Origin of the sequence: Pseudomonas sp. NY15463, from assembly GCF_048068415.1 — a bacterium.
GTDB classification, from domain to species: domain Bacteria; phylum Pseudomonadota; class Gammaproteobacteria; order Pseudomonadales; family Pseudomonadaceae; genus Aquipseudomonas; species Aquipseudomonas mosselii_C.
In genome coordinates this window covers 297,344-310,274 of record NZ_JBLUQD010000003.1, presented here as the reverse complement: position 1 = coordinate 310,274, position 12,931 = coordinate 297,344, and the positions used below count along the sequence as shown (strand labels likewise).

Here is a 12,931-nt window from a genome sequence, read left to right as displayed (position 1 = left end):
CCGTCATGACCGATCAGCCCAAGGTTGCACCCCAGCTCGATGCCGACGCGGTGGTTGCCTATCTGCGCGCCCACCCCACGTTCTTCGCCGAGCATGACGAGCTGCTGATCGAGCAGCGCATTCCCCACCAGCGCGGCGACAGCGTGTCGCTGGTGGAGCGCCAGCTCAAGCTGCTGCGTGACCGCAATATCGAGATGCGCCATCGCCTGTCGCAACTGATGGATGTGGCGCGCGACAACGACCGGCTATTCGACAAGACCCGCCGGCTGATCCTCGACCTGCTGGACGCGAGCAGCCTGGAAGAAGTGGTCATGGCAGTCGAAGACAGCCTGCGCCAGGAGTTCCAGGTGCCCTTCGTCAGCCTGATCCTGTTTGGCGACAATGCCGCACCGGTAGGGCGCTGGGTCTCCGGGGCGGAGGCGCAGCAGGCCATCGGGGGCTTGATCGGCGGCGGCAAGACTGTCAGCGGCAGCCTGCGCGAACACGAACTGGCGTTCCTGTTCGGGGGCGAGCAGCACAAGGAGGTCGGCTCCAGCGCCGTGGCCACCCTCGAATACCAAGGCCTGCACGGCGTATTGGCGATCGGCAGCCGCGACCCTCAGCATTACAAGAGCAGCGTCGGCACCCTGTTTCTCAGCTATATCGCCGAAGTGCTCGGCCGTGTAGTACCGCGCTTCACCCACACGCTGCGCCCGGTTCGCTGATGGAGCGCCAGCTGGAGGCTTATTGCGCGCACCTGCGCAACGAGCGCCAGGTGTCCGACCATACGCTGCAAGGCTACCGCCGCGACCTGGAAAAGGTTATCGAATACTGCAACAGCCAAGGCATCGCCGGCTGGGGCGCGTTGCAGGTCCAGCAGTTGCGCCAACTGGTCGCCCGCCAGCATCACCACGGCCAGTCCTCGCGTAGCCTGGCACGCCTGCTCTCGGCGGTACGCGGCCTGTACCGCTACCTCAACCGCGAAGGCCTGTGCCAGCACGATCCGGCCAATGGCCTGTCGCCGCCCAAGGGCGAGCGGCGCCTGCCCAAGGTGCTGGACACCGACCGCGCCCTGCAACTGCTGGACGGTGGCGTGGATGACGACTTCATCGCCCGCCGCGACCAGGCCATCCTCGAACTGTTCTATTCCTCGGGCCTGCGCCTGTCGGAGCTTACCGGGCTGGACCTGGAACAGCTGGACCTTGCCGCAGGCCTGGTACAAGTGCTCGGCAAGGGCGGCAAGAGCCGCGTCCTGCCAGTCGGGCGCAAAGCCCGCGAGGCCCTGCACGCCTGGCTGCGCCTGCGCGGTATCGGCAACCCACAGGATGCGGCAGTGTTCATCACCCGCCAAGGCAAGCGCCTGAGCCCACGGGCCATCCAGTTACGGGTCAAGACAGCCGGCGAGCGCGAGCTAGGCCAGCATCTTCACCCACACATGCTCCGCCATTCCTTCGCCAGCCACCTGCTGGAATCGTCCCAGGACCTGCGCGCAGTGCAGGAGATGCTCGGGCATGCCGACATCAGCACTACGCAAATCTACACCCACCTGGACTTCCAGCATCTGGCCGCCGTGTACGACAGCGCCCACCCAAGGGCCAAACGCAGCAAAGGCACAGACTCATGAGCATCAAGCTGATCACCTTTGACCTCGACGATACCCTGTGGGATACCGCACCGGTGATCGCCAGTGCCGAAGTCGTCCTGCGTGACTGGCTGCACGCCAACGCGCCAATGTTGGGTGGCGTGCCGGTCGAACACCTGTTCGCCATACGCGAGCGCCTGGTACAGGCCGAGCCCGCCCTCAAGCACCGTATCAGCGCGCTGCGCCGACGGGTGCTGTTCCATGCCCTCGAAGAGGTCGGATACAGTGAGAAACAGGCACTGGCGCTGGCCGACGAGGGCTTCGAGGTATTCCTGCATGCACGTCATCAGGTGCAGGTATTCCCCGAGGTCCAACCGATGCTGGAAGCCCTGCGCCAGCACTACACCCTGGGTGTGGTCACCAACGGCAATGCCGATGTGCGCAGGCTTGGCCTGGCGGACTACTTCCGCTTCGCCCTGTGTGCCGAGGACCTGGGCATCGGCAAGCCGGACCCGGCGCCGTTCCTGGAGGCGTTGAAGCGTGGAGAGGCGCCTGCCAGCGAGGCGGTGCACATTGGCGATCATCCGGGCGACGACATCGCCGGGGCCCAGCGCGCCGGGCTGCGCGCGGTGTGGTTCAACCCGCGCGGCGCGGCCTGGGCGGGCGAGCAGGCGCCGGATGCCGAGATCCAGCAACTGTCGCAGTTGCCCGAGGTCCTCGCGCGCTGGCGCTGAAGCCTCCGAGGCATGCCCACCGCGGCGTAACCAGCACGCACAAAAAAGCCCGCAGCGACGGCGGGCTTTTCTGCACTCAACCACTCAGATAGGGCGGCTGCCGTACTTGTTGTCCGGCTTCTTGGGCGGATCGGCGACCACGTTGGCCTCCACTTCCTGAACCTTGCCACCGCGGGCCAGGAACTCTTCCATGGCCTTGGCCAGGGCATCGCGTTCCTTCTGCTTGGCTTCCATGCTCGGCATCTCGTCTACCGAGACGGCCGCCTTGGACTTGCCCTTGGCGGCAGGCGCCGGGCTGCTGTCGTCATCGCCGGAATCTTCCGCGACGTCATCAGTTGCCGCTTCAAGGCCTTCATCGCCCTCGTCTTCGTCGCCTACTTCCAGGTCGTCGTTTTCCAGATCGTCGTCGCTCATGTTCTACCTCATGACTTGCGAAAAGCAGGTTAGTTATAGACCGGTGCAGCCGTAGACCGGCGGCTATCGGTGAAAATTCAACTGGCCGTGGGTTGGCCACTGCCTTGGGTGTCCGCCTCCTGATGGGAGGCCCGGCACCCTGCAGGCCCTGCTCCTGGCAGGCCCTGACGAAATCGTTTTGACCCTTGCTGGCCACAGGCTACTAGCAAGCCTAGCAAAGGGTGACAAAGTGTGTGGGCTGCGCGTGCAGCACCCTTCGGCGCGCATTCTAGCGCGCTCGGAGAAAAAGCAAAGCACCAGAAATGCACTAGGGGTTGTAAGTTTTGTACCCACGTCGCGAACACCACCACGAAACCGTTTGCCCGGCCTGAAGCGGCAATTTACAGACAAAAAAATGCCCGGCAAGCCGGGCAAGTTTTTTTGCGTGGCGGTTACAGGTTGTAGCCGCGCTCGTTGTGCTGAGCAAGGTCGAGGCCGACCGACTCTTCTTCTTCGCTGACACGCAGCCCCATCACCATGTCCAGGACCTTGAGGATCACGTAGGTGACGATGGCGGTGTAGACCACGGTGAAGATCACACCCTTGGCCTGGATCCAGAACTGCGCACCGATGTCGGTGACCGCACCGAAGCCGCCCAGGGCCGGTGCTGCGAACACGCCGGTGAGCAGCGCGCCGACGATACCGCCGATGCCGTGCACGCCGAAGGCGTCGAGAGAATCGTCATAGCCCAGCTTGCGCTTGAGGCTGGTGGCGCAGAAGTAGCAGATCACGCCCGACGCCAGACCGATCACCAGCGCACCCATCGGGCCCACAGTGCCGGCAGCAGGGGTGATGGCCACCAGACCTGCGACCACACCCGAGGCGATGCCCAGTGCGCTCGGTTTGCCGTGGCCGATCCACTCGGCGAACATCCAGCCCAGTGCGGCGGCGGCGGTGGCGATCTGGGTCACCAGCATGGCCATGCCGGCGGTGCCGTTGGCTGCGGCGGCGGAACCTGCGTTGAAACCGAACCAGCCGATCCACAGCATGGCCGCGCCGATCAGGGTGTAGCCCAGGTTGTGCGGGGCCATCGGGGTGGTTGGGTAGCCTTTGCGCTTGCCCAGCACCAGGCAGCAGATCAGACCTGCGATACCGGCGTTGATGTGCACCACAGTGCCACCCGCGAAGTCCAGTACGCCCCAGTCCCACATCAGCGCGCCGTCACCGCTCCAGACCATGTGCGCGATGGGCGCATAGACCAGGGTGAACCACACGGTCATGAAGATCAGCATCGCCGAGAACTTCATGCGTTCGGCGAAGGCACCGACGATCAGCGCCGGGGTGATGATCGCGAAGGTCATCTGGAAGGTGATGAATACCGCCTCGGGGAACAGCGCGGTAGCCGACGTCAGGCTGCTGGGCGTCACGCCGCTCAGGAATGCCTTGGACAGGCCGCCGACGAAGGAATTGAAGTTGAGTACGCCTTTTTCCATACCGGTGGTATCGAAGGCCAGGCTGTAGCCGAACACCACCCACAGGATGCTCATCACGCCGGTGATGGCGAAGCACTGCATCATCACCGACAGGACGTTCTTCGAACGCACCATGCCGCCGTAGAACAGCGCAAGGCCGGGAATGGTCATGAACAGCACCAGCGCCGTGGCGGTGAGCATCCATGCGGTGTCACCGGAGTTCAGCGCCGGGGCAGCAGCTTCCTCGGCCAGTGCCAACCCTGGCATTACGAGGGACAATAGGGCTCCTAGCCCTGCGATCTTGCGCAGAGTCATGTTGTTTTCTCCTGGGGCGTTGGGTTTGGTGAGGCTTTTTTGTTGGCGCTTAGATCGCGTCGGTATCGGTTTCGCCGGTACGGATGCGGATCGCCTGCTCCAGATTGACCACGAAGATCTTGCCGTCACCAATCTTGCCGGTGTTGGCTGCCTTGGTGATGGCTTCGATTACCCGATCAAGGTCCTTGTCGTCGATGGCGACATCGATCTTCACCTTGGGCAGGAAATCGACCACGTATTCGGCGCCGCGGTACAGCTCGGTGTGACCCTTTTGCCGGCCGAAGCCCTTGACCTCGGTCACGGTGATGCCCTGCACGCCGATTTCCGACAGCGATTCGCGCACGTCGTCCAGCTTGAACGGCTTGATGATGGCAGTGACTAGCTTCATGAAACTCTCTCCCGATTTGGTGGACTTGCCCCAGGAAAACAAACCCGTCTCAAGTCTAAGCGCAGCGCCTGGCTTTGTAACGCATCGTCGGCTCCATCCTCCCCGCCGAGACACGTTGCGGCTGTGACGAAGGACCTCATGGCTGGGCCTGCGCACTGCATGTTCTCAACGGACTGCATCAGTGCACGGCTCGATCAGGTCGTTGCAGAAACCTTGCCAGGTCCGAGAAACCCCTTAAAAACAGGTAGTTGCACGAAACAGTCGGGATTGGCCAGTCGCCAGCAGGCGCGCGACGCACAAAATCGGTGCGTTACAGGCAGCAGCCCTGCGCAAAAAGTGTGCAACACAAGGGGATACAGGGGCCGTGCTACACTCCCGCCCTTTCAGTGATCAGCGGATAGCCAACATGCTCGCGCCCAAAGCCTTTCTCGATGCCCTGAGCGACCAGGCCTCGCGCCTGTTCAGCAGCGACACTGCACAACCCCGCGCCGAACTCGAAAGCCAGTTCAAGGTGTTGATGCAGGGCGCCTTCAGCAAGCTGGACCTGGTCAGCCGCGACGAATTCGATAGCCAGATGGTCGTATTGGCCCGTACCCGTGCGCGCCTCGAAGCGTTGGAGAAGCAGGTGGCCGAGCTGGAAGCACGGATGGCACCGCCCGCTGCGGATTAACCCTCGCGACACACCATGTTCCCGATGAACGCCGGGGCACGCCCGGCCTTCACATGCACCGTCAGCACGGCGCAGCCAAGACGGGGCCGTAGGCTGATAGCCAAGTCCCCCGGTCTAGGGGAGAAGACTTACATGAAATTTCCTACATATAAGTTACCCCATAAAAAATGAAACTTTGTTAATGCCCGATTATGGGTTGACTTACCCGCTATGCTTTCAATAAAGTTCACCCGCCCCGAAAACGGGCGCTTATTTCAACTCACGAAGAATTCAATGGACACAGTATCTAGTCGCTGCCTGGCCGCCCTTGGCTGCCAGGCATCTGAACCGGAACTCCGGGCCCGCCTCCCAGGTCGGGCAAGCCGCGCCAGAGCCTGATGCTCCGCCGTAGCTTGCCACACCGGGTGCCAGCCCGGTCGGAGGCAAGCTCATGAACCTCATCACCTTCATCCGCCATCGCCTGCAGACTCACTTGGGTCCGCTGCACGCGCCTGCCCACGCGGCTTCGCGCCCCATAGATCAGCCTATTACGCGTGGCCCACGACTACGCGTCACCTGGCTGGCGCCCTCCAGCCACGGCCGCTTGCACCTGCACTGGCAGGTCGACGACAGCCGGGAACCTCCAAGTCGATAGCGCGCCCTGCTCTGCTTTGGCTGACAGGCGCGGTCATTACTGAAACTTGCTGACGTATGTAACAAACCCCGAACTTTAAACAATAAAGTTCGCGGACTCTTATTATCTAAACATTTACAGAGCGCTCGAAAACATCATGGAATCAGCCAGTAGAACGTTCGCTGCCGATAATAAGACCGGCACTCGCCAGCGAACTGAAAACCGCCGGACATTTGGACAAGACCACCGATCGAACGATTGCGGCCCGACACTCGCGTACTCACCCGCCCCCGCGTGAGCCGGCTGTGTGTCGTGCCGCCTCCTGCGGCAGGAGCACAGCCAATGACCGTAAAAGACCGCAACACCCAAACTCGCGAAACCTACGCTGCCCGCGAAGCACGTAACGGACTTGCCGTCACCTTCGCCAACCTCGACGCCAGCGAACACGGCCTGACCGAGTATGATGCCGCCAAGCGCCTGCAACGCGACGGTGCCAATCAGATCGCCCACGACAAACCCAAGCCTGCCTGGGTGCAACTGCTGCTGGCGCTGCACAATCCCTTCATCTATGTACTGCTGACGCTCGCCGCCATCAGTTTCGTGACCGACTACTGGCTACCTTTGCAAGCGGGCCAACGGGACGATCTCGACCTCACCAAGGTGATCATCATCCTGAGCATGGTCAGCCTCAGCGGCCTGCTGCGTTTCTGGCAGGAATACCGCTCGGGCAAGGCCGCCGAAGCGCTCAAGGCGATGGTCCGTACCACCGCGACCGTACTGCGGCGCGACAGCCACGATCAACCTGCCCGCCTGCGTGAAGTACCGATGAGCGAACTGGTGGCCGGTGACATCGTGCAACTGGCTGCCGGCGACATGATCCCCGCCGACATCCGCCTGATCGAGTCCCGCGACCTGTTCATCAGCCAGGCCGTACTTACCGGCGAAGCGCTGCCGGTGGAAAAGTACGACACCCTCGGCCACGTCGCGCAGAAGTCCGCCGCCGAGCCGGCCAGCGACTCCGGCAACCTGCTGGACCTACCCAACATCGGCTTCATGGGCACCAACGTGGTGAGTGGGCGCGCCCGCGCCGTGGTGGTGGCGACCGGCAAGCGCACCTACTTCGGCACGCTGGCCAAAGCCCTCGCCAGCTCGCGCAGCCAAACAGCCTTCGACCGAGGGGTGAACAGTGTCAGCAGCCTGTTGATTCGCTTCATGCTGGTGATGGTGCCGGTGGTGTTCGTGCTCAATGGCGTGGTCAAAGGTGATTGGGGCGATGCCTTCCTGTTCGCCCTGGCGGTGGCCGTGGGCCTGACCCCGGAGATGTTGCCCATGATCGTCAGCGCCAACCTGGCCAAAGGCGCCATCGCCATGGCCCGGCGTAAAGTGGTGGTCAAGCGCCTGAATGCCATCCAGAACTTCGGCTCGATGGACGTGCTGTGCACCGACAAGACCGGCACCCTGACCCAGGACCGCATCATCCTCGAACACCATGTCGACCCCAGTGGCCGCAGCTCTACGCACCTGCTGGCGCTGGCCTGGCTCAACAGCCACCACCAGAGCGGCGTGAAAAACCTCATGGACCAGGCCGTGCTGCGCTTTGCCGGCGAAAACCCCGAGTTCCAGCCGCCACATGCCTACACCAAGGTGGACGAGCTGCCCTTCGACTTCGTCCGCCGCCGCCTGTCGGTGATCGTCAAGGATGCCCTGGGCACGCACCTGTTGGTGAGCAAAGGCGCGGTCGAGGAAATGCTCGCCATCGCCACGCACCTCGAACAGGACGGCCAGCGCCTGCCACTGGACGAGGCCGGGCGCCAGCAGCTGCTGGCAACCGCCAGCCGCTACAACCAGGATGGTTTCCGCGTGTTGCTGGTGGGCACCCGGGAAATCCCCACCCAGCAACGCAAGACGCAGTACCACACAGATGATGAACGTGAGCTGGTGATCCGTGGCCTGCTGACCTTCCTCGACCCGCCCAAGGAAACCGCAGGCCCCGCCATCGCAGCCCTGCGCGAGATGGGCGTGACGGTGAAAGTGCTCACCGGAGACAACCCGGTGGTCACCTGCAAGGTCTGCCGCGAGGTGGGCCTGGAGCCCGGCGAGGCCTTGCTCGGCCAGGACATCGAGCACCTGGACGACAGCCAACTGCGCGCGCAGGTCGAACAGCGCACGGTGTTCGCCAAACTCACGCCGCTGCAAAAATCGCGGGTGCTCAAAGCACTGCAAGCCAATGGTCATACCGTCGGTTTCCTCGGCGACGGCATCAACGACGCCCCGGCCCTGCGTGATGCCGACGTGGGTATTTCGGTGGACAGCGGCACCGACATCGCCAAGGAGTCAGCCGACATCATCCTGCTGGAAAAAAGCCTGATGGTGCTCGAAGAAGGCGTGCTCAAAGGCCGCGAAACCTTCGGCAACATCATGAAGTACCTGTGCATGACCGCCAGCTCGAACTTCGGCAACGTGTTCTCGGTGCTGGTGGCCAGCGCGTTCATCCCGTTCATGCCGATGTTGGCGATCCACCTGCTGCTGCAAAACCTGATGTACGACTTCTCCCAGCTGTCGCTGCCCTGGGACCGCCTGGACAAGGAATTCCTGCGCGCACCGCGCAAATGGGACGCTCGCAACATTGGCCGCTTCATGCTGTGGATCGGGCCCACCTCGTCGATCTTCGACATCACCACCTTCGCCCTGATGTGGTACGTCTTCGCTGCCAACAGCGTGGAAATGCAGGCGCTGTTCCAGTCTGGCTGGTTCATCGAGGGGCTGCTGTCGCAGACGCTGGTGGTGCATATGCTGCGCACCCGCAAGGTACCGTTCTTCCAGAGCACTGCCGCGCTGCCGGTGATTCTCGCCACGGGGCTGGTGATGTGCCTGGGCATCTACATCCCGTTCTCGCCGCTGGGGGCGATGGTCGGACTGGTGCCACTGCCGTGGGACTACTTCCCTTGGCTGGCCGCCACCTTGCTGGGGTACTGCCTGGTGGCCCAAGGCATGAAGACCCTGTACATCCGCCGGTTCGGCCAGTGGTTCTGACCTAGCGCTCGTTGCAGCAGGCGTGCAGGGATGCCGCCGCGCTGCCGATCCGATCACCGGCAAAACCTCGATGCACTTTTTCAGGCGGCGTGCCACACCGGCCAACTACGCTTCGCCAAGCCGCAGGATGCGGCTTTTTTCTGGCAAACCCCGGAGTGCCCATGTCCCTTGCCCTCGTTCACAGCCGCGCCCAGGTCGGTGTGCTGGCCCCCGCTGTCAGCGTCGAAACCCACCTGGCCAACGGCCTGCCCTCACTCACCCTGGTTGGCTTGCCCGAGGCCACAGTCAAGGAAAGCAAGGACCGGGTGCGCAGCGCCATCGTCAACGCCGGGCTGGACTACCCCGCCCGGCGCATCACCCAGAACCTCGCCCCCGCCGACCTGCCCAAGGACGGTGGGCGCTACGACCTGGCGATTGCCTTGGGCATCCTCGCGGCTAACGGTCAGGTGCCGGTGGCCACACTAGACGACATCGAATGCCTGGGCGAGCTGGCGTTGTCCGGTGCGTTGCGCCCCGTGCAGGGCGTACTACCCGCCGCACTGGCGGCGCGCGATGCCGGGCGGGCGCTGGTGGTGCCACGGGAAAACGCCGAGGAGGCCAGCTTGGCCAGCGGGTTGGTGGTGTACGCCGTGGGCCATCTGCAAGAACTGGTGGCGCACCTGAGCGGGCAATTGCCGCTGGCGCCGTATGCGGCCAATGGCCTGTTGCTGGAGCAACGCCCCTACCCCGACCTGAGCGAAGTGCAAGGCCAGGTGGCCGCCAAGCGCGCGCTGTTGGTGGCTGCGGCCGGAGCGCACAACCTGCTGTTCACCGGCCCTCCAGGCACCGGCAAGACCCTGCTCGCCAGCCGCCTGCCCGGCCTGCTGCCGCCGCTGGACGAGCGCGAAGCCCTGGAAGTGGCGGCGATTCGTTCGGTCAGCGGCCACGCGCCGCTCGACAACTGGCCGCAGCGCCCATTCAGGCACCCCCATCACTCCGCCTCCGGCCCCGCACTGGTCGGCGGTGGCAGTCGCCCGCAACCCGGCGAAATCACCCTCGCCCACCATGGCGTGCTGTTTCTCGACGAGTTGCCAGAGTTCGAACGCCGCGTGCTGGAGGTGCTGCGCGAGCCTTTGGAGTCAGGTGAAATCGTGGTGGCCAGGGCGCGTGATCGGGTGCGCTTTCCCGCACGCTTCCAGCTCGTGGCTGCAATGAATCCCTGCCCCTGCGGCTATTTCGGCGACCCCACGGGCCGCTGCCGTTGCAGCCCCGAGCAGATCCAGCGCTACCGCAACAAACTCTCCGGCCCGTTGCTCGACCGTATCGACCTGCACCTGACCGTGGCCCGCGAAAACACCGTGCTGCACAACCAGCCTAGCGGCGAAACCAGCGCCAGCGTTGCCCAGGTGGTGGCCCAAGCGCGCGAACACCAACAACGCCGCCAGGGCTGCGCCAATGCCTTTCTCGATCTCCGGGGGTTGCGCCGTCACTGCGCGCTGACGCCAGCGGACCAGACCTGGCTGGAAAACGCCTGCGAACGGCTGACCCTGTCGTTGCGCGCAGCGCACCGTTTGCTCAAGGTTGCGCGGACCCTGGCCGATCTGGCGCAGGTCAAGGCTATCGACAGGGCGCATCTGGCCGAAGCATTACAGTATCGGCCAGGGGCTTGAGGCTGAGCGGGGCTCGGCAACTAGCCGCCCAAGCCCTCACTTCGGGGCTTGGGCAGCACCCACCAGACCACCACCAGGCTGGCACCAGCGCCCAAGGCTGCCGACGTCAGTCTGCCAAGCCCCGGCAATGTCAGGAACAACTCCCCGCTGATGGTCTGGCTGGCCATGAATTCGGCCCACCCCTGGGACAACAAGGCGGCCAACGACACGACCAGCGAACCGGCCCGCCAGGTACGCTGAAGACGCAACACCACGCAAGTCAGCCCCACGAGCACGGCGGGAATACCATAGAACATCAAGGCGCCGATCATCATCACCACGGCCAGGCCGAAGTAGCCGAGCGCATTGGTCAAAGCGCTTGCGCCCATGAGCGAATGCACAAGCTCGGCCAGCACCAGCAGCAACCCGGTCAACGAAGGCGCTGCAATGAACGCCAGCAGCACACGGGGGGTTGGATAGGCGTGTTGATCATCCATGCAAAATAGCCTTGCACCAGGTCGAGATGCCACCGCATAGGCGGGCGACCAAGCCGTGGATACGAGCACACATACTTTCAGTCCCTTGAACGCGTCGAATCAGCACAATCGCTGAAATGGTCGTCTAAGAGAAGCCGCACAACGTTTAGTTCAACCTGCGGCGTGCCGCTATCCCCGCCACCGACCACGCGCCTGGGCCGGTCAGCGCGGTGCTCAATCGATGGCGCCAGCAATGTGCTCGGCCCCGGTTACCGTGCCGCCAGTGCCTGCGCCACGGCCCTGAGCAGGGTTTCCTCGCTGAACGGCTTGCCCAGGCAAATCACCGCCCCCCGCCCCATCGAATCCTGTCGCGCCATGGGGTCCCAATGCGCCGACATGCAAATCACCGGCAAGGCATACCCGCGCCGTGCCAATTCACGCTGCACCTCATGACCACTGCACCCGGGCATTTTCAGGTCGACCAACGCGCAATCGGCCTCACGCGACAGTCGCGAGGCCAGGAACACCTTGCCATCGGCGAAGGGATACGCCTCGAAACCCGCCGAACGCAGCAGGTTCGACAGGCTCTTGCGCACCGAGACGTCGTCGTCGACGATGCACACCCTCACCGGGCGGCCCCGACCGGTCATGCCACGCCCTGGCCAAAGGCCTGGGCATCACCCGCGATCACCTGATGCATGGCCACTAGCTCGACCAGCGAGCGGGACTGCATCTTGTTCATGATGTTCTTCTTGTGGACCTTGATGGTCACTTCACTGGTGCCCAACTGACCGGCGATCTGCTTGTGCGACAGGCCTTCGACCACCAGCGCGAACACTTCGCGCTCGCGGGGCGTGAGATGCTGGTACTTGTCGCGCACTTGGCGTGCCTGTCGCCAGTCGCGACCGGCGGCCACCGCGCGAGCACGCACGGCCTCCAGCAACGCCAGCAACTGGCGCTCGTCGAACGGTTTGGTGAGGAACTCGAACGCCCCGGCGCGCATGGCCTGCACCGTCAACGGGATGGTCCCGTAGCCGGTCATGAAGACAATCGGCCAAGGCAGGTCGAGGCGGCGCAAAGCGTGTTGCAACTCAAGGCCCGAAGCGGCTGGCAGGTTGATATCCAACAACAGGCAGGCGTAGGGCGTGTCCCACTGCTGTTCGAGCAACGCCTCAGCCGAGGCGTACAGGCGATGGGGGATGTTTTCGGCCCGGAACAAGCGCCCCAGCGCATTGCGCACCGACGGATCGTCATCAACCACTAGCACGTGCACCGCAGCGCCGTCAGGCTCCAGGGCATGGCTGTCGAGCGCATGGCAGGCACGCGCCGGTGCCAGCGCCGAGGTATCCGGCGAAAGGTCGGCGAGCAAGCGATAACCCCGGCGCGGTACGGTCTGGATGACCTGCTTGTCACCCAGCCACTTGCGTAACAGCGAGACCTGTACCTGCAAGTTGTTGTCCTCGACCACCGTGCCTGACCAGACCTGGCTGAACAATTCGTCCTTGCTCACCACCCGGCCATTGGCCCGCGCCAAGGTCGCCAGCACCTCGAACGCGCGGCCTCCCAGCGGGATCGGCTGGCCGTCGCGGAAGGCCTCGCGTCGCTCAAGCGACACCATGGCTTTGCCTATTCGGATCATCGCATCCTC

The 12,931-nt window shown here is 63.8% G+C and carries 12 protein-coding genes; 6 read left to right on the top strand and 6 right to left on the bottom strand.

Features of this window, described 5'->3' with window-relative positions; translation table 11 throughout:
* The first annotated feature begins 5 nt into the window (after positions 1 to 5).
* Genes ACNFIC_RS09260 through ACNFIC_RS09250 form a run of 3 tightly spaced genes read left to right on the top strand, consistent with a single transcriptional unit; the run spans position 6 to position 2,295 of the window.
* The gene (locus ACNFIC_RS09260) at positions 6 to 704 is read left to right on the top strand and encodes a DUF484 family protein (protein ID WP_138220611.1); all 699 of its coding nucleotides are present in this window, start codon (positions 6 to 8) and stop codon (positions 702 to 704) included.
* Complete coding sequence (gene xerC / locus ACNFIC_RS09255; RefSeq protein WP_138220612.1) at positions 704 to 1,603, top strand: tyrosine recombinase XerC; 900 nt, start codon at positions 704 to 706, stop codon at positions 1,601 to 1,603. Before ACNFIC_RS09260 ends, xerC begins: the two co-directional genes overlap by 1 nt.
* Positions 1,600 to 2,295, top strand: a complete 696-nt coding sequence (locus ACNFIC_RS09250) for an HAD family hydrolase (RefSeq protein ID WP_138220613.1) — start codon at positions 1,600 to 1,602, stop codon at positions 2,293 to 2,295. The genes xerC and ACNFIC_RS09250 overlap by 4 nt, the downstream gene beginning before the upstream one ends.
* Positions 2,296 to 2,379: 84 nt before the next feature.
* Here the strand turns inward: ACNFIC_RS09250 and sutA are convergent, their stop codons facing one another.
* The 3 genes from sutA to glnK all read right to left on the bottom strand — a co-directional run bounded on the left by sutA (position 2,380) and on the right by glnK (position 4,863).
* Complete coding sequence (gene sutA / locus ACNFIC_RS09245; RefSeq protein ID WP_138220614.1) at positions 2,380 to 2,709, bottom strand: transcriptional regulator SutA; 330 nt, start codon at positions 2,707 to 2,709, stop codon at positions 2,380 to 2,382.
* 431 nt (positions 2,710 to 3,140) lie between these two features.
* Positions 3,141 to 4,475 (bottom strand): ammonium transporter, encoded by a 1,335-nt coding sequence (locus ACNFIC_RS09240; protein ID WP_138220615.1) that lies wholly within the window; start codon positions 4,473 to 4,475, stop codon positions 3,141 to 3,143.
* Between the two features lie 49 nt (positions 4,476 to 4,524).
* Complete coding sequence (glnK, locus tag ACNFIC_RS09235) at positions 4,525 to 4,863, bottom strand: P-II family nitrogen regulator (protein WP_002555808.1); 339 nt, start codon at positions 4,861 to 4,863, stop codon at positions 4,525 to 4,527.
* 406 nt (positions 4,864 to 5,269) lie between these two features.
* Here glnK and ACNFIC_RS09230 point away from each other — a divergent pair, with 406 nt between their 5' ends.
* The 3 genes from ACNFIC_RS09230 (at position 5,270) to ACNFIC_RS09220 (ending at position 10,828) form a co-directional block, all read left to right on the top strand.
* Positions 5,270 to 5,533, top strand: a complete 264-nt coding sequence (locus ACNFIC_RS09230; RefSeq protein WP_138220616.1) for an accessory factor UbiK family protein — start codon at positions 5,270 to 5,272, stop codon at positions 5,531 to 5,533.
* A gap of 955 nt (positions 5,534 to 6,488) precedes the next feature.
* Positions 6,489 to 9,179 carry a magnesium-translocating P-type ATPase gene (gene mgtA / locus ACNFIC_RS09225; RefSeq protein ID WP_416780853.1) on the top strand — a complete coding sequence of 897 codons (2,691 nt, stop codon included), beginning with the start codon at positions 6,489 to 6,491 and terminating at the stop codon, positions 9,177 to 9,179.
* A 161-nt stretch (positions 9,180 to 9,340) separates the two neighbouring features.
* Positions 9,341 to 10,828, top strand: coding sequence for a YifB family Mg chelatase-like AAA ATPase (locus ACNFIC_RS09220; protein WP_416780852.1), 1,488 nt, complete (start codon positions 9,341 to 9,343; stop codon positions 10,826 to 10,828).
* Positions 10,829 to 10,848: 20 nt separating this feature from the next.
* On the opposite strand, the gene ACNFIC_RS09215 is transcribed toward ACNFIC_RS09220, so the two are convergent.
* From ACNFIC_RS09215 to ACNFIC_RS09205, 3 genes are all read right to left on the bottom strand, one after another.
* Positions 10,849 to 11,304, bottom strand: coding sequence for a hypothetical protein (locus ACNFIC_RS09215; RefSeq protein WP_416780851.1), 456 nt, complete (start codon positions 11,302 to 11,304; stop codon positions 10,849 to 10,851).
* A gap of 248 nt (positions 11,305 to 11,552) precedes the next feature.
* The gene (locus ACNFIC_RS09210; protein WP_138220809.1) at positions 11,553 to 11,906 is read right to left on the bottom strand and encodes a response regulator; all 354 of its coding nucleotides are present in this window, start codon (positions 11,904 to 11,906) and stop codon (positions 11,553 to 11,555) included.
* Positions 11,907 to 11,929: 23 nt separating this feature from the next.
* On the bottom strand, positions 11,930 to 12,922 hold the full coding sequence (locus ACNFIC_RS09205; RefSeq protein WP_138220641.1) for a response regulator: 993 nt from the start codon (positions 12,920 to 12,922) through the stop codon (positions 11,930 to 11,932).
* Positions 12,923 to 12,931 lie beyond the last annotated feature (9 nt).

Coding starts and splice junctions, on each gene's coding strand:
- ACNFIC_RS09240 (WP_138220615.1), bottom strand. CDS start 4,475: ATGACTCTGCGCAAGATCGCAGGGCTAGGAGCCCTATTGTCCCTCGTA.
- glnK (WP_002555808.1), bottom strand. CDS start 4,863: ATGAAGCTAGTCACTGCCATCATCAAGCCGTTCAAGCTGGACGACGTG.
- ACNFIC_RS09220 (WP_416780852.1), top strand. CDS start 9,341: ATGTCCCTTGCCCTCGTTCACAGCCGCGCCCAGGTCGGTGTGCTGGCC.
- ACNFIC_RS09205 (WP_138220641.1), bottom strand. CDS start 12,922: ATGATCCGAATAGGCAAAGCCATGGTGTCGCTTGAGCGACGCGAGGCC.
- ACNFIC_RS09250 (WP_138220613.1), top strand. CDS start 1,600: ATGAGCATCAAGCTGATCACCTTTGACCTCGACGATACCCTGTGGGAT.
- ACNFIC_RS09230 (WP_138220616.1), top strand. CDS start 5,270: ATGCTCGCGCCCAAAGCCTTTCTCGATGCCCTGAGCGACCAGGCCTCG.
- mgtA (WP_416780853.1), top strand. CDS start 6,489: ATGACCGTAAAAGACCGCAACACCCAAACTCGCGAAACCTACGCTGCC.
- ACNFIC_RS09215 (WP_416780851.1), bottom strand. CDS start 11,304: ATGGATGATCAACACGCCTATCCAACCCCCCGTGTGCTGCTGGCGTTC.
- ACNFIC_RS09260 (WP_138220611.1), top strand. CDS start 6: ATGACCGATCAGCCCAAGGTTGCACCCCAGCTCGATGCCGACGCGGTG.
- sutA (WP_138220614.1), bottom strand. CDS start 2,709: ATGAGCGACGACGATCTGGAAAACGACGACCTGGAAGTAGGCGACGAA.
- xerC (WP_138220612.1), top strand. CDS start 704: ATGGAGCGCCAGCTGGAGGCTTATTGCGCGCACCTGCGCAACGAGCGC.